Origin of the sequence: Mycolicibacterium fluoranthenivorans (assembly GCF_011758805.1) — a bacterium.
Classification (GTDB): Bacteria; Actinomycetota; Actinomycetes; order Mycobacteriales; family Mycobacteriaceae; genus Mycobacterium; species Mycobacterium fluoranthenivorans.
Window position 1 is genome coordinate 61,919 of record NZ_JAANOW010000003.1, and the last position, 26,008, is coordinate 87,926.

28 protein-coding genes and 1 tRNA gene are annotated in these 26,008 nt (G+C 66.6%); 17 read left to right on the forward strand and 12 right to left on the reverse strand.

The genetic code is table 11. The features are described from left to right. Positions 1-17: 17 nt before the first annotated feature. Positions 18-626 (reverse strand): TetR/AcrR family transcriptional regulator, encoded by a 609-nt coding sequence (locus FHU31_RS23595; RefSeq protein ID WP_167163139.1) that lies wholly within the window; start codon positions 624-626, stop codon positions 18-20. A gap of 81 nt (positions 627-707) precedes the next feature. Here FHU31_RS23595 and FHU31_RS23600 point away from each other — a divergent pair, with 81 nt between their 5' ends. Further along, a complete protein-coding gene (locus FHU31_RS23600; protein ID WP_167163141.1) occupies positions 708-1,601 on the forward strand; it encodes an alpha/beta hydrolase in 894 nt (297 codons plus the stop codon). A gap of 14 nt (positions 1,602-1,615) precedes the next feature. On the opposite strand, the gene purD is transcribed toward FHU31_RS23600, so the two are convergent. Continuing rightward, positions 1,616-2,890, reverse strand: a complete 1,275-nt coding sequence (gene purD / locus FHU31_RS23605; protein ID WP_167163143.1) for a phosphoribosylamine--glycine ligase — start codon at positions 2,888-2,890, stop codon at positions 1,616-1,618. A gap of 116 nt (positions 2,891-3,006) precedes the next feature. On the opposite strand from purD, the gene FHU31_RS23610 reads away from it, so the two are divergent. Together FHU31_RS23610 and FHU31_RS23615 are read left to right on the forward strand one after the other, a co-directional pair. Continuing rightward, the gene (locus FHU31_RS23610; protein ID WP_167163145.1) at positions 3,007-4,251 is read left to right on the forward strand and encodes a cytochrome P450; all 1,245 of its coding nucleotides are present in this window, start codon (positions 3,007-3,009) and stop codon (positions 4,249-4,251) included. A gap of 17 nt (positions 4,252-4,268) precedes the next feature. Further along, positions 4,269-4,865: a TetR/AcrR family transcriptional regulator gene (locus FHU31_RS23615; protein WP_167163147.1), complete on the forward strand. Its 597-nt coding sequence runs from the start codon at positions 4,269-4,271 to the stop codon at positions 4,863-4,865. Between the two features lie 91 nt (positions 4,866-4,956). Here FHU31_RS23615 and FHU31_RS23620 read toward each other — a convergent pair whose 3' ends face one another. Genes FHU31_RS23620 through FHU31_RS23640 form a run of 5 tightly spaced genes read right to left on the reverse strand, consistent with a single transcriptional unit; the run spans position 4,957 to position 9,745 of the window. After that, entirely contained in the window at positions 4,957-6,183 is a 1,227-nt protein-coding gene (locus FHU31_RS23620) for a PDZ domain-containing protein (protein WP_167163149.1), read from the reverse strand. Next, the gene (locus FHU31_RS23625) at positions 6,173-6,583 is read right to left on the reverse strand and encodes a carboxymuconolactone decarboxylase family protein (protein WP_090354410.1); all 411 of its coding nucleotides are present in this window, start codon (positions 6,581-6,583) and stop codon (positions 6,173-6,175) included. Before FHU31_RS23625 ends, FHU31_RS23620 begins: the two co-directional genes overlap by 11 nt. Before the next feature lie 43 nt (positions 6,584-6,626). Next, complete coding sequence (locus FHU31_RS23630) at positions 6,627-7,475, reverse strand: NAD(P)-dependent oxidoreductase (RefSeq protein WP_167163151.1); 849 nt, start codon at positions 7,473-7,475, stop codon at positions 6,627-6,629. Next, positions 7,472-8,224 (reverse strand): SDR family oxidoreductase, encoded by a 753-nt coding sequence (locus tag FHU31_RS23635; protein WP_167163153.1) that lies wholly within the window; start codon positions 8,222-8,224, stop codon positions 7,472-7,474. Before FHU31_RS23635 ends, FHU31_RS23630 begins: the two co-directional genes overlap by 4 nt. A 51-nt stretch (positions 8,225-8,275) precedes the next feature. Then, positions 8,276-9,745 (reverse strand): aldehyde dehydrogenase, encoded by a 1,470-nt coding sequence (locus FHU31_RS23640; protein WP_167163155.1) that lies wholly within the window; start codon positions 9,743-9,745, stop codon positions 8,276-8,278. A gap of 202 nt (positions 9,746-9,947) precedes the next feature. Between FHU31_RS23640 and FHU31_RS23645 the strand changes: the two genes are divergently transcribed. The 9 genes from FHU31_RS23645 to FHU31_RS23685 all read left to right on the forward strand — a co-directional run bounded on the left by FHU31_RS23645 (position 9,948) and on the right by FHU31_RS23685 (position 17,301). Further along, entirely contained in the window at positions 9,948-10,544 is a 597-nt protein-coding gene (locus FHU31_RS23645) for a TetR family transcriptional regulator (protein ID WP_167163157.1), read from the forward strand. Continuing rightward, positions 10,541-11,743, forward strand: a complete 1,203-nt coding sequence (locus FHU31_RS23650) for a cytochrome P450 (RefSeq protein WP_167163159.1) — start codon at positions 10,541-10,543, stop codon at positions 11,741-11,743. Before FHU31_RS23645 ends, FHU31_RS23650 begins: the two co-directional genes overlap by 4 nt. A 12-nt stretch (positions 11,744-11,755) precedes the next feature. Further along, positions 11,756-12,619, forward strand: coding sequence for an SDR family oxidoreductase (locus tag FHU31_RS23655; RefSeq protein ID WP_167163161.1), 864 nt, complete (start codon positions 11,756-11,758; stop codon positions 12,617-12,619). Further along, positions 12,616-13,974, forward strand: a complete 1,359-nt coding sequence (locus FHU31_RS23660) for a lanosterol 14-alpha demethylase (protein WP_167163163.1) — start codon at positions 12,616-12,618, stop codon at positions 13,972-13,974. Before FHU31_RS23655 ends, FHU31_RS23660 begins: the two co-directional genes overlap by 4 nt. Positions 13,975-13,980: 6 nt before the next feature. Next, a complete protein-coding gene (locus tag FHU31_RS23665; RefSeq protein ID WP_167163165.1) occupies positions 13,981-14,187 on the forward strand; it encodes a ferredoxin in 207 nt (68 codons plus the stop codon). Between the two features lie 12 nt (positions 14,188-14,199). Then, a complete protein-coding gene (locus FHU31_RS23670; RefSeq protein WP_167163167.1) occupies positions 14,200-14,739 on the forward strand; it encodes a nuclear transport factor 2 family protein in 540 nt (179 codons plus the stop codon). A gap of 91 nt (positions 14,740-14,830) precedes the next feature. Beyond that, positions 14,831-15,964: an NDMA-dependent alcohol dehydrogenase gene (locus FHU31_RS23675; protein ID WP_167163169.1), complete on the forward strand. Its 1,134-nt coding sequence runs from the start codon at positions 14,831-14,833 to the stop codon at positions 15,962-15,964. Positions 15,965-16,031: 67 nt separating this feature from the next. Further along, positions 16,032-16,451 carry a nuclear transport factor 2 family protein gene (locus FHU31_RS23680; RefSeq protein ID WP_167163171.1) on the forward strand — a complete coding sequence of 140 codons (420 nt, stop codon included), beginning with the start codon at positions 16,032-16,034 and terminating at the stop codon, positions 16,449-16,451. Further along, positions 16,414-17,301, forward strand: a complete 888-nt coding sequence (locus FHU31_RS23685) for an SDR family NAD(P)-dependent oxidoreductase (RefSeq protein WP_167163173.1) — start codon at positions 16,414-16,416, stop codon at positions 17,299-17,301. Before FHU31_RS23680 ends, FHU31_RS23685 begins: the two co-directional genes overlap by 38 nt. On the opposite strand, the gene FHU31_RS23690 is transcribed toward FHU31_RS23685, so the two are convergent. Then, positions 17,298-18,278, reverse strand: a complete 981-nt coding sequence (locus FHU31_RS23690; protein WP_167163175.1) for an Lrp/AsnC family transcriptional regulator — start codon at positions 18,276-18,278, stop codon at positions 17,298-17,300. The genes FHU31_RS23685 and FHU31_RS23690 overlap by 4 nt on opposite strands. A gap of 157 nt (positions 18,279-18,435) precedes the next feature. Between FHU31_RS23690 and FHU31_RS23695 the strand changes: the two genes are divergently transcribed. After that, the gene (locus FHU31_RS23695) at positions 18,436-19,281 is read left to right on the forward strand and encodes an LLM class flavin-dependent oxidoreductase (RefSeq protein WP_167163177.1); all 846 of its coding nucleotides are present in this window, start codon (positions 18,436-18,438) and stop codon (positions 19,279-19,281) included. 5 nt (positions 19,282-19,286) lie between these two features. On the opposite strand, the gene FHU31_RS23700 is transcribed toward FHU31_RS23695, so the two are convergent. Beyond that, positions 19,287-20,510, reverse strand: coding sequence for a bifunctional glycosyltransferase family 2/GtrA family protein (locus tag FHU31_RS23700; RefSeq protein ID WP_167163179.1), 1,224 nt, complete (start codon positions 20,508-20,510; stop codon positions 19,287-19,289). A gap of 82 nt (positions 20,511-20,592) precedes the next feature. On the opposite strand from FHU31_RS23700, the gene FHU31_RS23705 reads away from it, so the two are divergent. Next, positions 20,593-20,997 carry an HIT family protein gene (locus FHU31_RS23705; RefSeq protein ID WP_167163181.1) on the forward strand — a complete coding sequence of 135 codons (405 nt, stop codon included), beginning with the start codon at positions 20,593-20,595 and terminating at the stop codon, positions 20,995-20,997. Here FHU31_RS23705 and FHU31_RS23710 read toward each other — a convergent pair. Together FHU31_RS23710 and FHU31_RS23715 are read right to left on the reverse strand one after the other, a co-directional pair. Beyond that, positions 20,985-22,469 carry a sensor histidine kinase gene (locus FHU31_RS23710; RefSeq protein WP_167163183.1) on the reverse strand — a complete coding sequence of 495 codons (1,485 nt, stop codon included), beginning with the start codon at positions 22,467-22,469 and terminating at the stop codon, positions 20,985-20,987. The two genes, FHU31_RS23705 and FHU31_RS23710, sit on opposite strands and share 13 nt — an antisense overlap. Positions 22,470-22,516: 47 nt before the next feature. Then, positions 22,517-23,236: a response regulator transcription factor gene (locus FHU31_RS23715; RefSeq protein ID WP_024453738.1), complete on the reverse strand. Its 720-nt coding sequence runs from the start codon at positions 23,234-23,236 to the stop codon at positions 22,517-22,519. A 135-nt stretch (positions 23,237-23,371) separates the two neighbouring features. Here FHU31_RS23715 and FHU31_RS23720 point away from each other — a divergent pair, with 135 nt between their 5' ends. From FHU31_RS23720 to FHU31_RS23730, 3 genes are all read left to right on the forward strand, one after another. Next, positions 23,372-24,397 (forward strand): hypothetical protein, encoded by a 1,026-nt coding sequence (locus tag FHU31_RS23720; RefSeq protein ID WP_167163185.1) that lies wholly within the window; start codon positions 23,372-23,374, stop codon positions 24,395-24,397. A gap of 25 nt (positions 24,398-24,422) precedes the next feature. Next, positions 24,423-24,497 (forward strand) — tRNA-Thr (locus FHU31_RS23725). A 42-nt stretch (positions 24,498-24,539) separates the two neighbouring features. Beyond that, positions 24,540-24,944, forward strand: coding sequence for an HNH endonuclease (locus FHU31_RS23730; protein WP_167163187.1), 405 nt, complete (start codon positions 24,540-24,542; stop codon positions 24,942-24,944). Here the strand turns inward: FHU31_RS23730 and adhP are convergent. Then, a complete protein-coding gene (gene adhP / locus FHU31_RS23735) occupies positions 24,941-26,002 on the reverse strand; it encodes an alcohol dehydrogenase AdhP (protein WP_167163189.1) in 1,062 nt (353 codons plus the stop codon). The genes FHU31_RS23730 and adhP overlap by 4 nt on opposite strands. Positions 26,003-26,008 lie beyond the last annotated feature (6 nt).

Below are 26,008 nucleotides of genomic sequence, written 5' to 3' on the forward strand. Positions count from 1 at the left end.
AACACACAGCTTACGAGTCAGTCGAACGGCGCGAGAACGTCGATCACATCCATCAGGGTCGCGCGGGCGGTCTCACGCGGCGTATCGCCGTCGTCGACGAGCGCGGCGACCACCGCACCGTCGACGGCGCGGACCAGCGCGGTGAGCAGTTCGGTGTGCACCGTCCGTCCTGAGCGCTCGACCACCTCGACGACGGCATCGGTGCGTTCGCGCAGGATCCGGCGCTGGATACTGCGCAATTCCGGTTGCCGCGCGCACGCGATATAGCGCTCGTAGCGGGAGATCAGTTCGGGGACCCGGGACCCCGGGTCGTCACCGACCAGAAGGTCGACCAGCAGGTCGGCGGTGGACTCCGCGCCGCGGCGCCGCCGGGACAGCGTCGCGACCTGTGTCTTGAGATGTTCGGCCTCGCGGGTTCCGACGTGTTCGACGGCTTTGGCGATGAGGTCGTCCAGGGAGGAGAAGTAATACGTCGTCGACGCCAGCGGCAGACCGGCCCGACGCGCCACCGCACGGTGGCGCACCGCGTCGAACCCGCCCTCGCACAGCAGATCGGCAGCGGCGCTGACGAGAGCGCCCCGCCGCCGCTCACCCTTGGGGGTCACTGCCGCCGTCACGCCTTGCATGCTGCCAGCAAATGGCCTGCTGTATGGGGGTTTTGCGGCAATCGCCAAGGCACTGCACAAGAATGTCACCGGGCCGATGGCATGATGGCCCGCATGCCAGACGTCACTCGCCGGACTGTTCTACGGCTGGGCGTCGGCGCCGCCGTCGGAGCGGCGGGCGCCTACGCACTGGGCTCGCTGCCCTCCGCCCCGCAGGCCATCACTCCGCCGGTGGCGATGACGAGCGTGGGCGCGCCGCTCGCGCCACCTCCCCCGACCGCACCGGCCCCGACCTACGTCACCGGATCATTCGTCTCGGCGGCCCGCGGTGGGATCACCACCAACTGGGCCATCGCCCGCCCGCCCGGCCAGACGGCGCCGCTGCGTGCGGTGATCGCGCTCCACGGGAAGGGCAGTGACGCGGCGACGGTAATGGCCGGCGGTGTCGAGGACGGCCTGGCGCAGGCCGTGGCCACCGGAATCCCGCCGTTCGCGGTGGTCGCGGTCGATGGCGGCGGCGGGTACTGGCACAAGCGTGCCGACGGTGACGACGCCGGCGCGATGGTCCTCGACGAGTTGATCCCGATGCTGGCCGACCAGGGCCTGGACACCTCACGGGTGGGTTTCCTGGGCTGGTCGATGGGTGGGTACGGCGCACTGCTGCTGGGCGCGCGGCTGGGGCCGGCCCGCACCGCGGCGATCTGCGCGGTCAGCCCGGCACTGTGGACGTCCTCGGGGGCCACCGCACCGGGCGCATTCGACGGCGCCGACGACTACGCGGCCAACAGCGTGTGGGGCCTGCCCGCGCTGGGGTCCATCCCGATCCGCATCGACATCGGCAACAGCGATCCGTTCGCCTCGGCGACCCGGCAGTTCATCGCCCAGCTGCCGACACCGCCGTCGGGCGGCTTCTCCCCAGGCGGCCATGACGCCGGGTTCTGGAGCTCGCAACTGCCGGCCGAGGCGGCCTGGATGGGCCCCCTGCTGGTCGCGTAATACCCCCCCCGGGGTCAGCCGAGAAGCGAGATCCGGCCCAGCGCCGCGGCCAATCCGATGTCGGTACGGAAATGACTGCCCGGCAGGCGGATTGAGTCGATCCGCCGGTAAGCATCGGCGCGCGCAGCGGAAAGGTCGGCGCCGGTACCCACCACGGACAGCACCCGCCCGCCGGAGGAGACGATGGCACCGTCGTCCCGCCGGGTGGTGCCGGCGTGCAGGACACCGTCGGCTTCCGAACCGGTGATCACGTCACCGACGCGCGGCCGGCCCGGATAGTTCTCCGCAGCGATCACCACGGTGACGGCCGAACCGTCCCGCCACTGCAGCGGCGGATGGTCCACCAGCGTCCCCGTGGCGGCGGCGTGCAGCAGCGTCCCCAGCGGTGATTCCAGCAGGGCGAGCACGGCCTGGGTCTCGGGATCGCCGAAGCGGCAGTTGAACTCGACCACGGCGGGCCCGTTCGAGGTGATGGCCAGGCCCGCGTACAGCAGGCCGGAGAATGAGCTCCCGCGCGAAACAAGCTCGGCAGCAACGGGTTTGACAACATCGTCGACAATCTGCGCAAGAACCTCGTCGGGCAGCCACGGCAGCGGGGTGTAGGCACCCATCCCACCGGTGTTGGGGCCGGTGTCGTTGTCACCGACGCGCTTGAAGTCCTGGGCCGGCAACAGCGGCACCACCGTCTCGCCGTCGACGACACAGAACAGCGACACCTCGGGGCCGTCCAGGAACGACTCCAGCAGCACCGGGTGCCCGGAGTCGAGCAGTGCCGCCGCGTGCGCACGAGCGGCCTCACGGTCGGCGCTGACCACCACGCCCTTGCCCGCGGCCAGGCCGTCATCCTTGACCACCCAGGCCCGCTGACCGGCGGGTGGCCCGAAGCGGTCCAGGGCCGCGTCCAGGCGGGCGGGGTTGTCGACGATCTCGCTGGTGGCCGTCCGCACTCCGGCGACCGTCATCACGTCCTTGGCGAACGCCTTGGATCCTTCGATCCGGGCGGCGTCCTTGGACGGGCCGAACGTGGCGATACCGGCCTTGCGCAGGGCGTCGGCGACCCCCAGCACCAGGGGCACCTCCGGGCCGATGACCACCAGGTCGGCGTCCAGACGCCGCGCCAGGGCGACGACCGACTCGCCGGACGTCGCATCGACGTCGTACTGCTCGGCGACCGCGGCCGTCCCGGCGTTACCGGGCGCCACGGCCAGATAGTCGACGCCGGGGTCGCGGCTGAGCGCCAGCAGCAGGGCGTGCTCACGGGCACCGGATCCGATTACGAGGACGCGCACGAGTGATCACCTTATCGGCCCGTTGCCGGGCCGGACCCGAAAGCCATGGCCATACAGTTGACATTGCAGTGTATGGTCGATGCAACGAGTGCGGTACGTCACATCAGGAGGCCACAATGACGACGCTGGAAAGCACCTGCCCGTTCGGTGAGGGTTACGACTTCACCGATCCCGACGTGCTGCTGCGGGGCATCCCGGTCACCGAGTTCGCCGAGCTGCGCAAGACGGCGCCGGTGTGGTGGAACGAGCAGGGCGAGTCGATCTTCGGCGACGGCGGCTACTGGGTGATCAGCCGCCACGAAGACATCAAGGCCATCTCCCGCAACGGCGGCGATGTGTGGTCCACCAACGCCAAGGGCGCGGTCATGCGCCTACCCGACGGCATCACCGCCGACCAGCTCGACCTCACCAAGGCCCTGCTGATCAACCATGACGCCCCCGAGCACACCCGATTGCGCAAGCTGGTGTCCCGGTTGTTCACCCCGCGCTCGGTGGCCGCGCTCGAGCACAAGCTCGCAGTGGCCGCGCGCGAGATCGTGGCCGCCGCCAAGGAACGAAACTCCGGCAACTTTGTTGACGAAGTGGCGATGCCGCTGCCCCTGCTGGCCATCGCCGATCTGATCGGCGTCCCGGAAGAAGACCGGGAGAAGATCTTCCACTGGTCCAACTGCATCATGAACACCGACGACCCGGATTTCGACGCCGATCCCACCACGGCCAACGCCGAGCTGATGGGCTACGCCTACAACATGGCCGAGGCCCGCCGGAAATGCCCGGCCGACGATATTGTCACCCGGCTGGTGCAGGCCGATATCGACGGTGACGGTGGAGACGGCATCACGGAGGTCGAGTTCGCGTTCTTCGTGATCCTGCTGGCCGTGGCCGGCAACGAGACCACCCGCAACGCCATGACCCACGGGATGAACGCCTTCTTCGAAAACCCGGACCAGTGGGAGCTTTTCAAGCGCGAGCGGCCCGACACCGCCATCGAGGAGATCATCCGCTGGGCCACACCGGTGCACTGCTTCCAGCGCACCGCACTCGTCGACACCGAGATCGGTGGGGTGACCATCCGCAAGGGCCAGCGCGCCGGGCTGTTCTACAGCTCGGCCAACTATGACGAAGAGGTGTTCGAGAACCCGTTCACCTTCGACATCCTGCGCAACCCCAATCCACACCTGGCCTTCGGCGGCAACGGCGCCCATTTCTGCATCGGCGCCAACCTCGCCCGCATGGAGATCAAGCTGATGTTCAACGAGATCGCCGACCAGATCCCCGATATCTCAAAACTCGCCGAGCCACTTCGCCTCCGCTCCGGCTGGATCAACGGAGTTAAGGACCTGCAGGTTTCCTACAAATAGTCCTTTAAGATTCCCGGGTGCGAACCCACGGCTGGTCCGGCGCCGCCCCGGCGAGCGATGAGGAGGCGGTCGCGCGCATTCTGGCCGCCGCCGGCAAGGCCATCGACGAACGCGGCGCAGACTTCTCGATCGCCGATGTCGCGCGCACGCTGGGTGTCACCCGCCAGACCGTCTATCGGTATTTTCCCAGCACCGATGCGCTGCTGATGCAGGCCGGTGTGGTCGCAGCCGCCGATTTCCTGGAGCGCCTCGCGTCCCACATCCAGGGCATGACCGATCCGATGGACGCCGCCGTGGAGGCGATCGCGACCGCATTGGAGTGGCTACCCAAGGACAAGCACATTGGGTTGCTGCTGGCGCCCGGCCGCTCCCCTGCCCTCACCGAATCGATGACCTCGGATATCGCCCTGCAGTTCGCACAGTCGGTGGTACGACGTTTCGACGTGGATTGGGCGGCCGCCGGGTTCGACGACGCCGATCTCGACGAGCTCGCCGAGTACCTGCTGCGCATCATCCAGTCGTTCGTCGTCGACCCGGGTCGCCCCCCGCGCACCGGGGCCGAGTTGCGCGCCTACCTGCGACGCTGGGTCGCTCCGGCGCTGAGGCCGGTGTGAGGGACGCGAATACCTGGATCGGCATCGGCAAAGTGGCGCGGCCGGCTTTCCCCACGGGCGGCGTGGCGACGGTGACTCTGTGATCAGGTGATCACACGACGGTCAACGGCAGCGACTTGCGCTCCTCGAACACCCAGGACGCACCGCCACTGAACTCGCAGACCTCGACCTCGGGATGCTTCTTGGCCGCGGTGTCGGTCTCGATGACGCGCACGGTCCAGTCCGACTCGGTACCGGACACCGCGGCACGCAGATGGGGATCGACCGCCGCCACGATCGCCTGCAGCGGGGCGTCGGCCACCGGTGAGACCAGCGAGATCCATGAGCCGTCCGCATAGGCCGGCGAGCGGCGCACGTGCACGAAATCCGGGTCGACATCGGCGGACACATAGGCGGCCGGGTTGAGCAGCGGGTGCAGTTCGAGCACCCGCAACGCGCCGCGTACGTCCGTGCTGAGCTTGAGCGCCTTGTGAATTCGCGAGGCGGCCACACCGGCGATGCCGATCAACTGCTTCGTGCGGATCGACCGCGCGAGGGCCACATCGTCCTTGGCGCGCTTCTCCACGGCAATCGTGAACGACTTGACCAATAGGTGCATCTGGATGCAGACCTCATCGGCGATCCGGACCAGCGCCGAGTGGGAGAACGCACCGAAGTCGACGTCGGCGAGCAGATCGCCCGAATAGTCGGCCATACCTTCGTCGTTCGGGTCGATCGGATCCAGCTCGATCGAGTGAGCATGGGTGGCACCCACGATGTCCATCGCCGGGATGAACGGCGCTGGCGGGTAGGACTCGTCGATGATGACGGTCCAGCGGCAGTGCGGATGCTGGTCCAACGGCGTCCTGGGCGGCCGGTGGATGGGCCGGACCTGCGCCTTGCGGTTGGTGGCCAGCGCGGTGGCATCGAAGGTGGGGTCCTCGATGTCGTGGCACATGCCTTTGACGTAATCGTCGCCCATCGGTTCGACGTCGAGCAGCGCACCGCAGTGGTCCAGATAGAACTCGCCGTGCCAGCGGTCGTGCACGATATAGCGGAAGTCCATGAACTGCGGCGGCGCGCCGATATCGAGCTGCAGGCCCTTGAAGAGCGTGAAGATGTCCACGCCCTCGTACTTGAGCGCCTTCTGCATCCGCCTGGTGTACAGCGGACTGGAGGCCGCCCACTCCTCGATGGCGATCTGCAGCATTTCCTCACGGCCGAACGACGATATGCACCATGCCATTCCGGACCGGTCGATCAACTGGCCGATCAGCAGCAACTCCGGGACCAGGGTCGCCAGCTCGTCGCGTGTCAGCGCGGCATATCTACTGTTCATCGACGCTGCCCCCGGAATGCATCTTCACCGCGGCGTTGACATTGCCCTTCTTGTCCTCGCCGGCACCGCGCTCGGCCGCCTTCTTACGCTGCCGCACCACCTTGCTCACCGCGCCGTCCAGCTTGGAACCCAACGGGAACCCGAGGTAGTGGGTCAGGAACACCGACACCTCTTTGAGTTCCTCCGCGGTGATCTCCCCGTTGTGCAGTGCGGCGTTGATCTGGATCTCGGCCAGATCCGAATTTCCCACCGCCGTCACCGCGGCGAGCGTCAGCAGGCGCTTGTCCCGCATCGACAACCCCGGCCGGGTCCAGATGGTGCCGAAGAGGTGTTCGACGGTCAGGTCGAAGTACGGGTCGCCCTGGATATCGGGCATCTCCCAGCCGTAGACCTCGTTCATCTTCTGCAGGCCCTGCTGGCGACGATCGTCAGAACTCACTGCGTCACTCCTTCGTGTGCGGTACGCCGAGGCCGTCGGCCAGGCGGTCCAGCGCCACCTTGGCCAGCGGAAGATCCACTCCCACAACCTCGCCCAGCCCGAGTGCGAGCGTCAGGTCCTTCTCCGCCAGACCGCGGGTGTGGATGAACATGTCATATATCCAGTGGTCGGGAGTCAGCTGCCTGGTGTCATCGCGCACCATGATGGCCCCGGGCCCGCCGCTCTGTGCGTCGCTGTGGCGCACCACCCGGCCCAGCTTCTGCAGATCGATACCGGACGCCTCGGCCAGTTGCTGCGCCTCACATGCGGCCGCGAACCCGATGAACGTGAGCATGTTGCGAGCCAGCTTCATCCTGGTACCCGCGCCGGGCTCGCCGGCACGCACCACCATCGACGCCCATTTCTTGAACACCGGCTTGACCAATTCGTAGGCTTCGTCGCTCGCGCCCACCATGACAGCCAACTCGCCCTTGTCGGCGGCACCTGCGCCACCACTGACCGGCGCGTCGACCACATGGATGCCCTTGGACCGCAACTGCTCGGCAAGCTCAGCCGCGGTGTTCGGCTCGATCGTGGAGTGGATCGCGATCACCGTGCCCGGCGTGGCGTGCTGAGCCAGCCGGCCGACGACGTCACGCACCTGCGCGTCGGTGAGCACGGTGACACTGATGACATCAGCCTTGGCCACCTCGGCGATGTCGCCCGCCGCCGTCGCGCCCGATTCGGCGAAGGGTGTCATCGCGTCGGTGCGCACATCGAACACCGTGAGTCCGCCGGGCCAGTCGACCAGCCTTCTGGCCATCGGTGCGCCCTGGTTGCCCAGGCCGATGTACCCCAGTCTCAGCTCGCTCATGCCCGGAAGATCTGTCCGCCATCGACGTTGAAGATCTGGCCGGTGATCCAGTTGGCTTGATCGGAGAGCAGGAACAGAAGCATGCCGACCAGGTCCTCGGGCTGCCCCATCCGCGACAGCGGGATGGCCTTGACGATATCCGCGACCATCTCCTGCGGAGTGGTGCTGCGGTTGGCTTCGGTGTCGATCGGTCCCGGGGCGATGGCGTTGATCCGGATGTTCTGGCCGCCGAGCTCGCGGGAGAGCTGCTGGGTGAGACCGTTGATACCGACCTTGGCCAAACCGTAGAAGTTCGAGTAAAGCCATGCCGCCGTGGAGGACTGGTTGACGATCGCCCCGCCACCGCGCTTGGCCATCTTCTTGTAGACCGCCCGGGTACACCACAACGCACCGTCGAGATTGACGCTCATGAACTTCTTGTAGTACTCGGGGTCGACGGTGAGCAGGAAGTCCAGCTTCATTCCGCCGAAGATGGCGGCGTTGTTCACCAGGTGGTCGATACCACCGAATTCGGCCAGCGTCTGGTCCGCCATCGCCTTGGCCGACACCGGATCCGACACGTCGACGGGCAGCGCGAGCGCGGTCCCGCCCTCCCCTTTGATACCGTCGGCGACCTTCTGGGCGCCCTCGAGGTTGATATCGGCGACGACGACCGCCGCGCCTTCCCGGGCCAGCGCCTCGGCGTAGGCCTGGCCGATACCGCCGCCGGCACCGGTGACGATGGACACCTTATTGTCGAACTGCCCCATGATTTCCTCTCGCCACGCCGGCGGGGCCGGCAATGTTGGTGTGTATTCGCTCTAGGTCGCGAGGGTCGCGATGAGCTTGGTTTCCAGATATTCCTCGAAGCCGGCCACGCCCATCTCGCGGCCGATTCCGGACTGCTTGTAGCCACCGAATGGAGCATCGGCCGAATACCAGACGCCGCCGTTGACATTGACCGTGCCGACGCGCAGCCGCGAGGCGACCGCCTGCGCACGAGCGTCGTCACCGGAGAACACCGTGCCCGACAGGCCGTAGGGCGAATCGTTGGCGATGCGTACCGCATCGTCATCACCGTCGTGGGCGATGACCGTCAGTACCGGGCCGAAGATCTCTTCGCGGGATACCCGGGCCGAATTGTCCAGGCCGGCAATGACGGTCGGCTCGATGAAGTAACCGGTGTCCAGGTCCGCCGGCCGTCCGCCGCCACAGGCGAACCGGCCACCCTCGGCGATCGCCGAGTCCAGATAGCCCTGGATACGATCGCGCTGCCGGGCCGAGATCACCGGGCCACAGACGGTGCGTTTGCTGTTCGGATCGCCCGGCTTGATACCGCCGAGGGTCGCCGCCGCCGCCTCGACGGCGGCGTCGTACTGGGCCCGCGGCACGACCAGCCGGGTGGTGATCGCGCAGCCCTGTCCGGCGTGCATGGCAACGGTGAAGGCCGCCATCGCGCACGCGCCGCCCAGGTCCGCGTCGTCGAGCACCAGGAACGCCGACTTGCCGCCGAGTTCGAGGAACACCTTCTTGATGGTGACCGCGGCATCGGCCATCACGGCACGTCCGGTGTTGGTCGATCCGGTGAACGAAACGATGTCCACCCGTGGGTCTTTGGACAGCAGCGCGCCGACACCGTGGTCATCGGAGGTGACGATGTTGAACACCCCGGGTGGGAAATCGGTGTGCTCGGTGACGATCTCGCCGAGCACCGCGGCGGCCCACGGGGTATCCGGGGCCGGCTTGAGGATCAGGGTGTTGCCGGCCGCCAGCGCCGGTCCCACCTTGGCGAGATTGATCTGGTGCGGGAAGTTCCAGGGAGTGATCGCACCGACGACGCCGACAGCCTCCCGGGCGACGGTGCGGTTGGTCGGGATTCCCTGTGGTGTCGCATAGCCGAGCTCGGTGCGCCACTGGTAGCTCTCCGCGGTGTCGGCGCAGAACGCCAGGTCATCGATCGGCCCTTCCAGCTGGGCACCCGAGGTCAGCATGCGCGGCGCACCCACCTCGGCGATCGTCAGTTCCCGCAGTTCTTCTACGTTCGCCTGCAGAGCCTCGCGCAATTGGCGCAGGCAACGCACGCGCAGCTCGGTGTTGGTGGACCAATCGCTGTCGTCGAAGGCCGCCCGGGCTGCCCCGATCGCGGCCGACATATCCGCGTGATCAGCGTTCGCCGCCACCCCGAGAACTTCCTCGGTGGCGGGGTTGACGGTCTCGAACGTGCCCGCACTTCCGGTGACCAGCTTGCCGTCGATGAGCAATCGGCTCTCGCGGTCGGCGATCAGCGACATCCGCACTCTCCCCTTACATCCATCCAGCCATCCCAGCCGGTTCGTTCCTGGACAACTGTCCGGCAACACTCCTTCGAACCATAACCGCAGCCCAGTCGCAGTGGCAAGACCGGATTACTTCCACATCGCGAATAGCACTATTTTCCTGCACCTTTGACTCTGAGACTTGCCGCAGACCGGCAATATCCGATAACTTGGACATGTGTCCAGCGATGCCGTGGTAGCCGCCACAAGCGAAACAGCGGAGACGCCGCGTAACCGCCGCCAGGAGGAGACCTTCCGCAAGGTCCTGACTGCCGGGATGGAGATGCTGCGCGAGTCGTCCTACTCGGATCTGACGGTGCGTGCCGTCGCCGCCCGCGCCAAGGTCGCCCCGGCCACGGCCTACACCTACTTCTCGTCGAAGAACCATCTGATCGCCGAGGTCTACCTCGACCTCGTCAAGCAGGTGCCCTATTTCACCGACGTCAACGACAGCCTGACCAGCCGGGTACAACAGGCGCTGCGCAGTCTGGCCCTGGTGGTCGCCGACGAACCCGAGGTCGCCGCGGCGTGCACCGCGGCCCTGCTGACCGGTGGCGACCCCACAGTACGCAAAGTGCGTGATCGGATCGGCTCCGAGATCCACCGGCGTATCCGGTCGGCCGTCGGACCGGAAGCAGACCCCCGCGTCGTCTCCGCCCTCGAGATGACGTACTTCGGCGCGTTGGTCAATGCCGGCAGCGGCGCCTTCACCTACCACCAGATCGCCGATCGCCTGAGCTATGTGGTCGGCCTCCTCCTCGGAGATGACACATGAGCCTCAACACCGTCGAGCCGATCCTCGACCCCTACGATTACGACTTCCACGAGGACCCGTACCCGTATTACAAGCGGTTGCGCGATGAAGCCCCGCTGTACCACAACGAACAACGCAACTTCTGGGCGCTGTCGCGGCACAGCGACGTGCTGGCGGGTTTTCGCAACAGCGTCACCCTGTCCAACCGCCATGGCGTGTCCCTGGATCCGATCTCACGCAATGAGGAAGCCCACCGCGTGATGTCCTTTCTGGCACTTGACGATCCCGGGCATCTCCGGCTGCGCACGCTGGTGTCCAAAGGCTTCACGCCGCGGCGCATCCGCGAACTGGAGGGCCGGGTCACCGAGATCGCCCACCAGCATCTGGACGCTGCGCTGCAGAGCACCACATTCGACTATGTCGACGATTTCGCGGGCAAGTTGCCGATGGACGTCATCTCCGAGCTGATGGGAGTGCCGGACGAGGACCGGGTGCGGATCCGCGCGCTCGCCGACGGCGTGATGCACCGGGAGGACGGGATGCCGGATGTACCCGCTTCAGCCATCGAGGCCTCCGGCGAACTGCTGGTCTACTACGCCGACATGGTCAAGCAGCGCCGCAAGAACATCTCCGACGATCTGACCTCGGCACTGGTCGAGGCCGAGATCGACGGCGACCGGCTCACCGATGACGAGATCATGGCGTTTCTGTTCCTCATGGTGGTTGCCGGTAACGAGACGACCACCAAATTGCTTGCCAATGCCGCATATTGGGGTGCCAAGTTCCCCGACCAACTGGCCCCGGTGTTCGACAACCACGACCTGGTCACCCCGTGGGTCGAAGAGACACTGCGCTATGACGCCTCCAGCCAGATCCTGGCCCGTCTGGTCAGCGAGGACCTCACCTTCTACGACACCACCGTTCCGGCGGGCGATGTGCTGGTCCTGCTGATCGGCTCCGCCAACCGCGACGAACGCGTCTTCGAGAACCCCGACGAATACCGCATCGACCGTGAGATCGGTCCGAAGCTGGTGAGTTTCGGCAGCGGCGCCCACTTCTGCCTCGGCGCACACCTGGCGCGCATGGAGGCCCGGGTGGCACTGACCGAGTTGTTCAAGCGAATCCGTGGGTACGAGGTGGACGAGGCCAACGCCGTCCGCGTCCACTCCAGCAGCGTCCGCGGATTCGCTCACCTACCCATGACCGTCCAGCCCCGCTGAAAGGCCCGCTGAATGCCTCGTTTCGATCCCCTGCCCGCCCGTCGTCCGGCACTGGTCGCCGGCGCCTCCTCCGGTATCGGCGAGGCGACCGCGATCAGGCTCGCCCGCAACGGTTTTCCGGTGGCACTCGGTGCCCGCCGAGTGGAGAAGCTCGACGAGATCGTCGGCAAGATCCGCGCCGACGGCGGCGAGGCCATCGCCGTGCACCTCGATGTCACCGACCCGGATTCGGTGAAGGCCGCCGTCGAGCAGACCACCTCCGACCTCGGCGAGATCGAGGTGCTGGTGGCCGGCGCCGGCGACACCTACTTCGGCAAGCTCGACTCGATCAGCACCGAACAGTTCGAGTCCCAGATCCAGATTCACCTGGTCGGCGCCAACCGGCTCGCCACCGCGGTGCTGCCCGGCATGATCGAACGCCGGCGCGGTGACCTCATCTTCGTCGGATCCGATGTGGCACTGCGTCAGCGGCCGCACATGGGTGCCTACGGGGCCGCCAAGGCCGCCCTGGTCGCGATGGTGACCAACTACCAGATGGAGCTGGAAGGCACGGGCGTGCGCGCCTCGATCGTGCATCCCGGACCGACCAAGACGTCGATGGGCTGGAGCCTGCCCGCCGAGTTGATCGGACCCGCGCTGGAGGACTGGGCCAAGTGGGGTCAGGCGCGTCACGACTATTTCCTGCGCGCAGACGATCTCGCGCGGGCCATCACGTTCGTCGCCGAGACGCCGCGCGGCGGCTTCATCGCGAACATGGAACTCCAGCCCGAGGCTCCGCTGGCCGACGTCAAGGACCGCCAGAAGCTCGCGCTCGGTGAAGAAGGGATGCCTGCTTCGGCGGGCGGGAGCGAAGCGACAGGGGGTTCAGCACTGTGAGTGATCTCAAAGAGGTGGAACGCGTTTCCGGTGGCGAGGAGGAGCACGGCCACCTGGAGGAGTTCCGCACCGACCCCATCGGGCTGATGTGGCGGATCCGCGAGGAGTGCGGTGACGCCGGCTGGTTCCAGCTTGCCGACAAGCAGGTGGTGCTGCTGTCCGGCGCGGAAGCTAATGAGTTCTTCTTCCGGTCCACCGACAGCGAGCTCAATCAGGCCGAGGCCTACCCGTTCATGACGCCGATCTTCGGCGAGGGTGTGGTGTTCGATGCCGACCCAGAGCGCCGGGCCGAGATGCTGCACAACACCGCCCTGCGCGGTGAGCAGATGAAGGGCCACGCGGCCACCATCGAGAACGAAGTCCGCAAGATGATCCAAGGATGGGGCGAGAGCGGCGAGATAGATCTCCTGGAGTTCTTCGCCGAGCTGACCATCTACACCTCGACGGCCTGCCTGATCGGCCAGAAGTTCCGCAACCAGCTGGACTCGCGGTTCGCGAACTATTACCACCTGCTCGAGCGCGGTACCGATCCGCTCTGCTATGTCGACCCCTACCTGCCTATCGAGAGCTTCCGCATTCGCGACGAGGCCCGCGCCAGCCTGGTGGAGTTGGTGCAGGAGGTCATGAACGGCCGAATCGCGAACCCGCCTACCGACAAGAGCGATCGCGATCTGCTGGACGTGCTGGTCTCGATCAAGGATGAGGACGGCAATCCGCGCTTCACCGCCAATGAGGTCACCGGGATGTTCATCTCGTTGATGTTCGCCGGGCACCACACCAGCTCGGGCACGTCGAGCTGGACGCTGATCGAGCTGCTGCGCAACCCCGACTTCTACACCAAGGTCCAGAACGAGCTCGACGAGCTGTATGCCGACGGCCAGGAGGTGAGTTTCCATGCGCTGCGCCAGATTCCGAACATCGACAACGCGCTCAAGGAGACCCTGCGCCTGCATCCGCCGCTGATCATCCTGATGCGGGTCGCCCAGGACGAGTTCGAGGTCGCGGGACACCCGATCCACAAGGGCCAGATGGTGGCCGCCTCGCCGGCGATCTCCAATCGCATCCCCGAGGACTTCCCCAACCCGGATGCCTTCGACCCGGACCGCTACAACAAGCCGCGCCAGGAAGACCTGATCAACCGGTGGACCTGGATCCCCTTCGGTGCCGGCCGGCACCGGTGCGTGGGTGCGGCGTTCGCGCAGATGCAGATCAAGGCGATCTTCTCGGTGCTGTTGCGCGAGTACGAGTTCGAGATGGCGCAGCCTCCGGAGAGCTACCGCAACGACCACTCCAAGATGGTGGTGCAGCTGGCCCGGCCGGCGAAGGTGCGCTACCGCAAGCGCGTCAAGGAGTAGGTCCCGATGGGTTGCTACCGCGTGGAACTCGACGAGGATCTGTGCCAGGGGCACGCCATGTGCGAACTGGAGGCGCCGGATGTCTTCCGGGTGCCCAAGCGCGGTGTCGTCGAGATCCTCGACTCCGAACCCGCAGATGAGCTGCGCGAGGCCGTCGAGATGGCCGTCGACATGTGCCCCACCCGAGCTCTTACCCTGATCGAAAAAGACTAGGAGACAACGACAATGGCGTCACGTGAACAACTAGAGGACTGGACCGAGCGCTGGCTCAAGGCGAACCAGGACGCCGAGCAGGCCGGCGACTGGAAACCGTTGGCGGACTTCTATACCGAGGACGCCACCTACGGCTGGAACATCGGCCCCAAAGAAGACGTCATGTGCATCGGCCGGGACGAGATCCGCGATGTCGCGCTCGGTCTGGAGATGGAAGGCCTGGAGAACTGGGTCTACGAGTACCAGAAGGTGCTCATCGACGAGAAGCAGAACGAGATCGTCGGCTTCTGGAAGCAGATCGCCAACAAGTCCGACGGCAGCACCGACGAGATCTACGGCATCGGCGGCAGCTGGTTCCGGCTCAACGACCAGCTGCTCATCGAATGGCAGCGCGACTTCTTCGACTTCGGGCACGTGCAGAAGGCGTTCATGGACCTGATCACCTCGGGTGATCTCACCCCGACCATGCAGAAGCGCATCGAGCGCTCGCTGGCCGGCGAGAAGTTGCCCGGCTACTACCCCCTCGGCGAGGCGCCCGTTCCGCTCTGGTGAATCACCACCAAGCAGTTGCTTGGGGGCAGTGTGATGTGGCTAACTAGAGGCTCTAGTCTGGAGTTCGAGGCTCTCGTCGAAAGCAGGAGATATGAAGACCAAAGGCGCTCTGATCTGGGAATTCAACCAGCCGTGGTCGATCGAGGAAATCGAGATCGGTGACCCCGTCAAGGACGAGGTCAAGATCCAGATGGAAGCTTCGGGCATGTGCCATTCGGACCATCACCTGGTCACCGGCGATATCCCGATGGCGGGATTCCCGGTGCTCGGCGGCCACGAGGGCGCCGGCATCGTCACCGAGGTCGGCCCCGGAGTCGACCACATCGCACCCGGTGACCACGTCGTGCTGTCGTTCATCCCCTCCTGCGGTGAATGTCCCGCATGTCAGGAAGGCCTGCGCAACCTGTGCGACCTGGGCGCGGGACTACTCGCCGGCACCGCGGTGTCGGACGGCACGTATCGCATCCACGCCGTCAAGAACGGCCAGCCGGTCATTCCGATGACCCTGCTGGGCACCTTCAGCCCCTACATGGTGGTGCACAAGAGCTCGGTGGTGAAGATCGACCCGTCCATCCCCTTCGAGGTCGCCTGCCTGGTCGGCTGCGGTGTGACCACCGGCTACGGCTCCGCGGTCCGCAGCGGTGACGTGCGCCCCGGTGACGATGTCGTCATCGTCGGTGTCGGCGGTGTCGGCACCGGCGCCCTGCAGGGTGCGCTCAACGCCGGCGCGCGCAACGTCTTCGCGGTGGACCCGGTTGAGTTCAAACGCGACAACGCACTCAAGTTCGGCGCGACGCACGCCTACCCCGACATCTTCAGCGCGATGGCCGGCGTCGCCGAGGTCACGCAGGGCCGGATGGCGCACAAGACCATCGTCACGGTCGGTGAGCTCAAGGGCGAGGACATCGACCACTACATGAACATCACCGCCAAGGGCGGCACCGTCGTGGCCACCGCCGTCGCGAACATGGCCAGCAACGATGTGAAGTTGAACCTGTCGATGTTGACCCTGCTGCAGAAGCGCCTACAGGGCACCATATTCGGTGGCGGCAACCCGCATCACGACATCCCGCAGCTGCTGTCGATGTACAAGGCCGGCCGGCTCAACCTCGACGACATGGTCACCCGCCAATACAAGCTGGAGCAGATCAACGACGGCTACGCCGACATGCTGGAGGGCCGCAACATCCGCGGTGTCATCCGCTACACGGACGCCGATCGCTGAGTGTGATTTCGGCGCGCTTACCTGCGAGGACCGCGGGTAGGCGCGCCGAAATCGCTGAAAGGACACCATGACCGAGTCACCCGTCGTCATCGCATCCGAGGCGTCCTGGCGTTGCGTGCAGTCCGGCGACCGCGAAGGCTGGCTGGCTCTGATGGCCGACGACATCCTGGTCGAGGACCCGATCGGGGAGGCGGTCACCAATCCGAGCGGCACCGGGGTGCGCGGCAAAGAAGCGCTGGCAGCGTTCTACGACACCAATATCGGGCCCAACAAGCTGACCGTCACCCGCGAGGCAACGTTCCCGTCCAGCTCGCCGGCCGAGATCGCCTACATCCTGGTGCTGCGCACCGAGTTTCCGAACGGCTTCGTCGCCAGTGTGCGCGGCGTATTCACCTACCGGGTGAATGACGCCGGCCTGATCACCAATCTGCGCGGCTACTGGAACATGGATGCCATGGAGTTCACCGAGGCGGAGCACGCCGATTAGCGATCTGCTGGCCGGCCGCGCTGCCGTCGTGGTCGGCGGGACCCGCGGGATCGGCCTGGCCGTCGCCGAGCTACTGGCATCCCAGGGTGCGTCGGTGGTGGTCAACGGCCGCCACCGGGAAGCCACCGACGACGCGGCACAGCGTGTCTCGGGTCTCGGCGTCGCAGGATCGCCGGCCGACCCGGACGTCGCCGACGGCCTGATCGACGCGTGCGTGGCTGCGTACGGGCGCATCGATATCCTGGTCAACTGCGCGGGCACCCCAGAGCCCACCGGATCATCCATCCTGAACGTCACCTCGGCACAGTTCCGCGACCTACTCGACGCACACCTGCTGACGGCATTCGAGACCTGCCGCGCCGCCGCACCGCAGATGGTCCGGCAGGGCTCCGGCGCCATCGTGAACACCAGTTCGTTCGCCTTCCTCGGCGACTACGGCGGTACGGGATATCCGGCCGGCAAGGGCGGGGTCAACAGCCTGACGCTGGCCCTCGCAGCCGAACTCAAAGAGCACGGGGTGCGGGCGAATGCGGTCTGCCCGGGTGCACGTACCCGGCTGTCCGAAGGCTCGGATTACGAGCAACACATCGCCGAGCTGAACCGGCGGGGACTGCTCGACGACGTCAGCGCCCAGGGTGCGCTGGATGCCGCCCCGCCCGAGTACGTCGCCCCCACCTACGGCTATCTGGTCAGTGACCTCGCCGAGCACATCACCGGCCGGATCTTCATCGCCGCCGGCGGATTCGTCGGTGAGTTCGCCCGGCCCGAAACAGGATTCATCGGCTACCGGGATCACAAGGACACGCCGCCGTATGCGATCGAGGACGTGCACGCGTTGATCGGCGGTTAGTTCGCACGGATCAACCGGCCGTGCGCGATCAGCGAGCCGACCTGTTTGAGCCGCTTGCTGCGGATGCTGACGTCATAGGCCAGGATGTGGTCGACGGTGGCCAGTCGCTCGGCCAGGTAGCGATAGAAGTGCTCGACGTCGCGACATATCACCACGACCATCAGGTTGGCCGAGCCACTGATCGCGACGACCGAGGCCACTTCGTCGTGCACCACGATCTGTTCGGCCGTCGTGGTGAGATGTCGTGGTGAGGTCGAGATCCACATGGTCGCGTTGAGCGTGTATCCGAGTAGTTCGGGTAGCACATCGAGGTCGTAGGACAGGGTGTCGGAGTCCTGTAGTGCCGCCAACCGGCGCTTGACCCGCGCCGGTGACCACCCGGTGAGTGCGGCCAACGCACTGTCAGAGATACGCCCGTCATCGGCCAACGCGTCGATCAGCCGCTGGTCATCGGGGGACGGTGGGCCAGGTCGATTCGGGTGTGCGGCCTCCGACGGTTGCAACGCGGCGATCTGCGCCGCACTGAGCGGGCGGCCGTGGCCGGTCCAGTGACCACTGGATGCCTGCCCGAACACCTTGAGCACCAAGTTCACTCGGACATCGAGAACCGCAGACGTGCGGGGTAGCCGGTGCAGCAAGCCGTCGCCGGTATCACCGATCGGCGCACGGACAACGCAGATCAGCTCGGTACCGCCGGACAGCACATTGGCGTGCGTCACCTCGGGCCAACGAACCAACGCCTCCGCCAGCTTGGGTACGTTGTCCGGTTTGGCGCGCACCCGCACGATCCACTGGCACTCGCCGTAGACCCTCGGGTTCACCACTCCGATCACCCTGAGTACGCCGTCGCGGCGCAGCGCCCGATAGCGCCGGGCGACCGTCTGCTCGCCGGCGCCGATGACCTCGGCGATCCGCCGGAAGGGCGCCCGAGGAGCGATCTGCAGAGCGTGCAGAATTTGACCGTCGAGACGCTCCATGGTGTCGATAACACTACGCCCGTGAGGTCTTTGTCGCCTATTTTTGCCGTTTCGATGCGAATCCCTGGCTGGATTCGCGCAACCGACCAATGCTGAACACCATGAATCTGACCGGCAATGCCGCCGCGCTCAACACGACCGAAACGAAGGACGCGCTGTGAAACTGGGAATCGGGTTGCCGAACCACATTGCCGGGGTGGCGGGTACAGGCATCACGGAGTGGGCGCGCCGCGCCGAAGAACGCGGGTTCGAATCCGTCACCACGATCGACCGGCTGTGCTACCCGGGTCTCGACTCGCTCATCTCACTGGCCGCCGCGGCCGGCGCCACCACCGACGTGACGCTGGTGACGAATGTCCTTCTCGCCCCGGTGTATCCGATGGTGCCGCTGGCCAAGCAGATCGCCGGCGTGGCGCAGATATCCGGCGGACGACTTGTCGTCGGTCTGGGTGTGGGCAACCGACCCGACGACTATGCAAGCACCGGAACGGACTTCGACCGCCGAGGGAAGATCCTCGACGAGCAGGTCGAGCGGATGCGCCGGCTCTGGACCGGCGCCGGCGATGCGCCGTTGTGCGCACCCGTATCGGTTCCCTTGCTGTTCGGCGGACGGTCGGCGGCCACGGTCCGGCGGGTGACGACCGTCGGCGACGGCTGGGCCGCCGGCGCTGTCCGCCACTATGACGTCCAGGCCGAACTGGTCCAGCGCATTCGCTCCGGCTGGGCGGCCGCCGGCCGTAGGGGCCACCCGTATCTGCAGGCGTCGGTGAACTTCGGGCTCGGACCCGAGCAGGCGATCGCCGCCGGAAAGGACCACCTGGCAAGGTATTACGGGTTCAGCCCGGAGTACGCGCAGGTGAACGTCGACGATATGGTCAGCTCGCCCGATGAGGCTCGTGACACGGTCCGACGGTATCGGGCTCTCGGGTTCGACCGACTGCTGTTCCATCCGACGACCGCCGGGGTCGAGCAGCTCGACCGTCTCGCCGACGCGATCCTCTAGCCCGGCTAGCGCCGATGCACCCCGAACGCCCGGCGCAGCGCGACGAAGCGCACCAGGGTGGCCACCAGGTTCGCCACCACCAACACGGACAGTTCGACCGCCTTGTCCTTGGTGAGACCGAAGTGGTGCAACACCAGCAGTGACCCACTGGTGATCGCCAACCCGAAGAGGAAGACCAGCAGGCCGCCGGCCTGGTGGCGGGCCACGCCGGCGCGGCCACGGATGCCGAAGGTGAACGCCCGGTTGGCCGTCGTGTTCCCGATCGCGGTGAGCAGCAAGGCCGTCAGGTTGGCGGCCTGAGCGCCCATCGCCGCGTGCAGCGCCATGAACAGCAGGGCGTAGGCGACCGTGCTGATCACGCCGACGATGCAGAACCGGGCCAGTTGGCCGACCATGCCGGGCGGCACGCCGGGTACCAGGGGCTCGCGCCCGAGACTGGCCTGCAGTTCGCGCAGCGGCAGGGCACCGGTGGCCAGCGCTCGTCCCACCCGCCAGCAGCCCTTGAGATCGTCGATCGTGGTCGCAAGGATGTCGACGCGGGAGTCGGGATCGTCGACCCAGTCGACCGGGACCTCGTGGATACGCAGCCCGGCCCGCTCGGCGATCACCAACATCTCGGTGTCGAAGAACCATCCGGTGTCTGCCACCAAGGGCAGCAGCTGGCGGGCCACGTCGGCGCGCACCGCCTTGAACCCGCACTGCGCGTCCGAGAACCGTGCACCGAGGGCGCCGCGCAGGATGAAGTTGTAGGAGCGCGAGATGAATTCACGCTTCGGGCCGCGCACCACCCGCGCCGACGCGGCCAATCTGGATCCGATCGCCACATCCGAATGCCCCGAGATCAACGGCGCGACCAACGGCATCAGCGCCGAGAGGTCGGTCGAGAGGTCGACGTCCATATAAGCCACCACGGTGGCCGGGGAGGCCATCCACGCGGTGTACAGGGCGCCGCCTCGGCCCTTGCGGTCCAGATGGATCACGTCGACACCGGGCAGTTCAGCCGCCAACCGGCGCGCGACCTCAAGGGTCGAATCGGTACTTGCGTTGTCCGCGACGGTGATCCGGGTGGCGTAAGGCACCTGCTCAGCGAGGTAGCGATGCAGCTGGGTCACGCAGGCGGGCAGATCGTGTTCCTCGTTGTACACCGGGATGACGATGTCCAGAACCGGGGTTTCCCGCGCAGGCTGGAACAAGCCCCCGTCCGCCTGGGCGCGAGCCAGCTCGGTCATATCGTTCACACTCCCGTGACGAGCTGCCACGACACTGCCGCCGGCCTGGGAGCTTGCTGCGCCCTGACTATGCTCGGTACTCATGGCGACCGTCTTCACCATGATCATCAACGGGGATCTGCCCGGCCGTTTCGTCTACGAGGACGACGAGGTGGTCGCGTTCCTGACCATCGAACCGATGACGCAGGGGCACACACTGGTGGTGCCGCGGGCCGAGGTGGACAACTGGCAGGAACTGGATCCCGCGGTGTTCAACAAGGTGATGTCGGTGGCGCAGCTCATCGGTAGGGCGGTCACCACGGCGTTCGACGCCGAACGCGCCGGCCTCATCATCGCCGGGCTTGAGGTGCCGCATCTGCACGTGCACGTGTTCCCCGCCCGCAATCTCAGTGATTTCGGCTTCGCCGGCGTCGACCGCAATCCGTCCGCGGAGTCGCTCGACGAGGCTCAGGCCAAGATCAAGGCCGCCCTGGCTCAGCTGGCCTGAACGGTATCCGCGCCGGTCGTGGCGGTCACCGCCGGCGCGGCTCCGGCCGCCTCCGCGATGCGCGGCAGGTTCACCCGGAACTGGCAGCCGTGGCCCGGGGCGGTGCGCACCGACACCGTGCCGCCGTGGGCGTGTACCAGCGAGTCGACAATCGACAGGCCCAGCCCGGTGCCGCCACTGGCGCGCGTACGCGACGAGTCGGCGCGGTAGAACCGCTCGAAGACCCGTTGGGCGTCCTCGCTGCTCATCCCCGGCCCTTCGTCGCAGACCTCGAGCACCGCGTGTTGCTCGTCGGTGCCCACGCGCACCGTGATGCCCGCGGATTCCGGGGTGTGCTGCAGGGCGTTGGCCACCAGATTGCTCAGCACCTGGCGCAGCCGGGCTTCGTCACCGAGCACCTCGGGTGTGCCCGGTCCGTCGAACACTTCCATCCGGATATGGCGGGCGGGCGCCACCGATTGGGCGTCGTGCACGGCGTCGCTGGCCAGGGCCAACAGGTCGACCCGGTTCTGTTCGAGCGGGCGCTGCACATCCAGACGGGCCAGCAGCAGCAGATCCTCGACGAGCAGACCCATCCGTCGGGCCTCGCTCTCGATACGGCCCATCAGCATGTCCACATCTCGTGCGGCGCCCTGCCGGTACAGCTCGGCATAGCCGCGAATGGTGGTCAGCGGCGTCCGTAACTCGTGGCTGGCATCGGTGATGAAGCGCCGCATCCGTTCCTCGGAACCGCGGGCAGCTTCCGCGGAGGAGTCCGATGAAGCCACCGCACGCTGGATCTGCGCGAGCATGCCATTCAGCGCGAGCGAGAGCCGGCCGACCTCGGTACGCGGATCACGTTGCGGCACACGCCGTTCCAATTCACCCGCGGCGATGGCCGCCGCAGTCTGCTCAACCTCGACCAGCGGCCGCAGGCTGCGATGTACCACCGCGAAACCGGCCACACCGAGCACCAGCAGCACCGCCAGGCCGATGCCCACCTGGGCGTAGATCAGAGCGCGAACCGTCGACTGCACCTCGGAGAGGTCGATGGCGACGGTGGTGAGCTCGCCGTGCGGACCGCGCACCGTCATGGCGCGCCATTCCACCCTGGATCCGTCGACCGAGCCGACCGTGACCGGTACCGGGCCGACGTTGTTGTCGTCGGGCAGATCCGGTTCGGCGTCGCGGTCGTTGACCGCCATCCAGATGCGGCCGTCCGGGCCGATACCCCGGACATAGAAGTTCGACGGCGGCCGGCCCGGATTCGGATCTTCGGGTGTCAGCGTGGGCTGGTTGGGCATCCGCCGGGGCGCCTGCGCCCAGCTGCGCGAGGCATCCAACAGGGTCTGGTCGATCCGGTCGACCTCGGTGTGCGACATGATCGAGGTGACCGCGATCCCCGAGGCGAGCAGGCCGAACGCCACCAGCACCAGGGTGGCGGCGACCAGGCCCACCCGCAGCGGTACACCGCGGCGGCGTTGTTCGGTCATGTACTCATTGTTGGCCGGGATGGCCCGGCCGTCCGGGCGTTGGAGAATCAGCGGGGCTCGCGCAGCACGTAACCCACACCGCGCAGGGTGTGCAGCAGGCGCTTCTCACCGGTGTCGATCTTGCGGCGCAGGTAGGACACATAGGACTCGACGACGTTGACGTCGCCGCCGAAGTCGTAACGCCACACATGGTCGAGGATCTTGGGCTTGGACAGCACCGTGCCGGCGTTGATGATGAAGTAGCGGAGCAGCGTGAATTCCGTCGGCGACAACGAGACGGGCTCACCGGCCTTCCACACCTCGTGGGTGTCCTCGTCGAGTTCGATATCGGCGAACGTCAGCCGGGCATTGCGGGGTTCCTCGATACCGCGGCCGGTGCGGCGCAGGATGACCCGCAGCCGGGCCACCACCTCTTCCAGGCTGAACGGCTTGGTGACGTAGTCGTCGCCACCGAGCGTGAGCCCGGCGATCTTGTCCTGCAAGGTGTCGCGGGCGGTGAGGAACAGGGCCGGGGCGTCGATACCGTCGGCTCGCAGCCGACGCAGCACGCCGAAGCCGTCCATCCCCGGCATCATCACGTCGAGGATCACCGCGTCGGGCTTGACCTCGCGCGCCTTGTCCAGCGCGGCCGGTCCGTTGGATGCGGTGTGCACCTCGAAACCTTGGAACTTCAGGCTCACCGAGAGCAGCTCGACGATGTTCACCTCGTCGTCCACCACGAGGATCCGCGCTTCGGGAATGCTTTCAGGTACCGCCGCCATAGCCATACAACTACTGTCCACCCGCCGTTTGGACTCATCCTGCATACCCACTGTGAGATTCCTGTGAACCTGGGAGTCCCATGTGAGGATAACCCCCTCGACCGGCCGCGCGGTCCGTGCGCACGCACCTAGACTGGCGCCATGAACCTCGGCAACACCGTCGTGCAGTTTGCCACGGCTCCGGTCCGGCTCGGACTCGCCATTGCCGACCTGGGATTGAGCATTGCCGGCGGGACACTCAAGACTGTCCAACGTTCGCTGAACGACCCGAATCAGATGAGCGGCGCCACCTCGTTCGCCGCCATGCTCGGCCTCGACGAAGCCGTCAACCGGGCCAATCGGCTGGCCAGGCTGATGGATGACGACGCCCCGCTCGGTCGTGCACTGGCCCCTGAGGGCCCGGTCAATCAGCTGCTGCGCCAGGGCGGACTGGTCGACCAGCTCACCGCCCCGGGCGGGCTCATGGACCGGCTGACCGCCGAGAACGGGCCGGTGGCGCGCGCGCTGGCCAAGGACGGGCTGATCGATCAGCTCACCGCGGAGGGCGGCCTGATGGACCGGCTCACCGCCAGCGGTGGCGTGGTGTCCCGGGTCATCGAGCCAGGCGGTCTGGCGGACCGGTTGCTCGCGCAGGACGGTGTGGTCGAGCGGGCCCTGCGCCAGGACGGCGTCGCCGATCAGCTGCTGTCCGAGAACGGCCCGGTCGGACGGGCGCTGGCCCCCGGCGGCCTGGTCGAACAGGTGACCGCCGAGGGCGGCCTGATCGACCGGCTCACCACCGACAGCGGCGCGTTGTCACGGCTGATCGCACCCGGGGGCCTGGCGGATCAGCTGCTGGCCGACGACGGGCTGATCGAACGGGTACTGCGCGAAGAAGGGGTTGCCGACCGACTGCTCGCCGAGGGTGGCCTTCTGGACACCCTCACTGACCCGGACGGCCCGCTGCTCAAACTGGCCGATGTCGCCGACACCCTGAATCGGTTGACCCCCGGGCTGGAAGCCCTCGCACCCACCATCGATGCGCTGCACGAGGCGGTCATCACGCTGAGCCAGGTGGTCAATCCGCTCAGCAATATCGCCGGCCGCATCCCGTTGCCGCGACAGCGCAACCGGCGCGGCGCGCCTCGTCCGGTCACCTCGCAGCGCGTCATCGATCACGAAGACTGACCCGCTAAGCTGTCCCGGTACCAACGCCTCCTTAGCTCAGTGGTAGAGCAACATACTTGTAATATGTAGGTCATCGGTTCAATCCCGATAGGGGGCTCCACTTCGCCATCAACTTGTCGGTGCCCGCCCGTAGCTTGACTCCATGCGGCACTGCATCGGCTGTGGCACAGAGCTTTCCAAACGCAGCCAGAAGATGTACTGCGGCAATGCCTGTCAGGCACTGGTTCGGCGTGACGCGAACACAAAGGTATGGCTCGAATCGGGCGAAGCTTGGGTCGACAGTCGTCGCGGTCACTACATCCGCGCATATCTCGCCGAAGCCCAATCGGGCCGGTGCGCAATCTGCGGCAGGGCAAGCACGTGGCGGGACCTCCCGCTGGTCTTGATCCTGGACCACATCGACGGGAACCCCACCAACAATCGCCGCGAGAACCTGCGACTCATCTGCCCGAACTGCGACTCTCAGCTGCCGACGTACAAGAGCCGCAATCGCGGCAACGGCCGCAGTTACCGCAGGAAGCGCTACGCCGACGGGCTGTCGTACTAGCGGTAGTCGATGACCACCCGGCCGTCGATCTGACCGGACTCCATCCGGGCGAAGATCTCGTTGATGTCCTCCAGGCGCGCGCTGTGCACGGTCGGATGGATGAGCCCGCGCGCGTAGAAGTCCAACGCCTCCACCATGTCCTGGCGGGTTCCCACGATGGATCCGCGGATGGTCAGACCCTTGAGCACAATGTCGAATATCGGGGCCGGGAACTCGCCCGGAGGCAGCCCGTTGAACACGATGGTGCCGCCACGGCGCGCCAGACCGATCGCCTGACCGAACGCTTGCGGGTGCACCGCGGTGACCAACACTCCGTGGACCCCGCCGGTGGCCTTCTGGACTTCGGCCACCACATCGCAGGTGCGGGCATTGACGGCGACCTCGGCACCGAGGCGGGTGGCCAAGTCAAGCTTGGTGTCGTCGATGTCCACCGCCACCACCCGCAGACCCATCGCGCGGGCGTATTGCACGGCGATGTGGCCCAGGCCGCCGATCCCCGAGATGGCCACCCATTGACCGGGCCGGGTGTCGGTGACTTTCAAACCCTTGTACACGGTGACGCCCGCACACAGGATCGGCGCCAATTCCAGCGGGTCCGCGCCCTCCGGGAGTCGTGCCGCGTAGGCGGCGTTGACCAGCATGTAGGAGCCGAAGCTGCCGTTGACGCTGTAGCCACCGTTGCGCTGACCTTCGCACAGCGTTTCCCACCCGGTACGGCAGTAGTCGCAGTGCCCGCATGCCGACCAAAGCCAGGCATTTCCGACCTTGTCGCCGACTTTCAGATCCTCGACGCCGTCGCCGATCGCCACGACGGTGCCGCATCCCTCATGCCCGGGAACGAACGGGGGCTGCGGCTTGACGGGCCAATCACCGTGCGCGGCATGCAAATCCGTGTGACAGACGCCGGAGGTTTCGAGTTTGACCAACACCTCACCGGGACCCGGTGTCGGCAGCTCGAGACTCTGCACCTCCAGCGGCTCACCGAAGGCGGTGACGACGGCGGCGCGCATCAAGCCGGTGGCTGCACCGGTCGCAGGACTGCTCAGTGTTCTGGTCATGTAGTG

Coding starts and splice junctions, on each gene's coding strand:
- FHU31_RS23595 (WP_167163139.1), bottom strand. CDS start 626: ATGCAAGGCGTGACGGCGGCAGTGACCCCCAAGGGTGAGCGGCGGCGG.
- FHU31_RS23600 (WP_167163141.1), top strand. CDS start 708: ATGATGGCCCGCATGCCAGACGTCACTCGCCGGACTGTTCTACGGCTG.
- FHU31_RS23610 (WP_167163145.1), top strand. CDS start 3,007: ATGACGACGCTGGAAAGCACCTGCCCGTTCGGTGAGGGTTACGACTTC.
- FHU31_RS23620 (WP_167163149.1), bottom strand. CDS start 6,183: ATGAACAGTAGATATGCCGCGCTGACACGCGACGAGCTGGCGACCCTG.
- FHU31_RS23625 (WP_090354410.1), bottom strand. CDS start 6,583: ATGAACGAGGTCTACGGCTGGGAGATGCCCGATATCCAGGGCGACCCG.
- FHU31_RS23630 (WP_167163151.1), bottom strand. CDS start 7,475: ATGAGCGAGCTGAGACTGGGGTACATCGGCCTGGGCAACCAGGGCGCA.
- FHU31_RS23635 (WP_167163153.1), bottom strand. CDS start 8,224: ATGGGGCAGTTCGACAATAAGGTGTCCATCGTCACCGGTGCCGGCGGC.
- FHU31_RS23640 (WP_167163155.1), bottom strand. CDS start 9,745: ATGTCGCTGATCGCCGACCGCGAGAGCCGATTGCTCATCGACGGCAAG.
- FHU31_RS23650 (WP_167163159.1), top strand. CDS start 10,541: ATGAGCCTCAACACCGTCGAGCCGATCCTCGACCCCTACGATTACGAC.
- FHU31_RS23655 (WP_167163161.1), top strand. CDS start 11,756: ATGCCTCGTTTCGATCCCCTGCCCGCCCGTCGTCCGGCACTGGTCGCC.
- FHU31_RS23665 (WP_167163165.1), top strand. CDS start 13,981: ATGGGTTGCTACCGCGTGGAACTCGACGAGGATCTGTGCCAGGGGCAC.
- FHU31_RS23670 (WP_167163167.1), top strand. CDS start 14,200: ATGGCGTCACGTGAACAACTAGAGGACTGGACCGAGCGCTGGCTCAAG.
- FHU31_RS23675 (WP_167163169.1), top strand. CDS start 14,831: ATGAAGACCAAAGGCGCTCTGATCTGGGAATTCAACCAGCCGTGGTCG.
- FHU31_RS23680 (WP_167163171.1), top strand. CDS start 16,032: ATGACCGAGTCACCCGTCGTCATCGCATCCGAGGCGTCCTGGCGTTGC.
- FHU31_RS23685 (WP_167163173.1), top strand. CDS start 16,414: ATGCCATGGAGTTCACCGAGGCGGAGCACGCCGATTAGCGATCTGCTG.
- FHU31_RS23690 (WP_167163175.1), bottom strand. CDS start 18,278: ATGGAGCGTCTCGACGGTCAAATTCTGCACGCTCTGCAGATCGCTCCT.
- FHU31_RS23700 (WP_167163179.1), bottom strand. CDS start 20,510: ATGACCGAGCTGGCTCGCGCCCAGGCGGACGGGGGCTTGTTCCAGCCT.
- FHU31_RS23705 (WP_167163181.1), top strand. CDS start 20,593: ATGGCGACCGTCTTCACCATGATCATCAACGGGGATCTGCCCGGCCGT.
- FHU31_RS23710 (WP_167163183.1), bottom strand. CDS start 22,469: ATGACCGAACAACGCCGCCGCGGTGTACCGCTGCGGGTGGGCCTGGTC.
- FHU31_RS23715 (WP_024453738.1), bottom strand. CDS start 23,236: ATGGCTATGGCGGCGGTACCTGAAAGCATTCCCGAAGCGCGGATCCTC.
- FHU31_RS23720 (WP_167163185.1), top strand. CDS start 23,372: ATGAACCTCGGCAACACCGTCGTGCAGTTTGCCACGGCTCCGGTCCGG.
- FHU31_RS23730 (WP_167163187.1), top strand. CDS start 24,540: ATGCGGCACTGCATCGGCTGTGGCACAGAGCTTTCCAAACGCAGCCAG.
- adhP (WP_167163189.1), bottom strand. CDS start 26,002: ATGACCAGAACACTGAGCAGTCCTGCGACCGGTGCAGCCACCGGCTTG.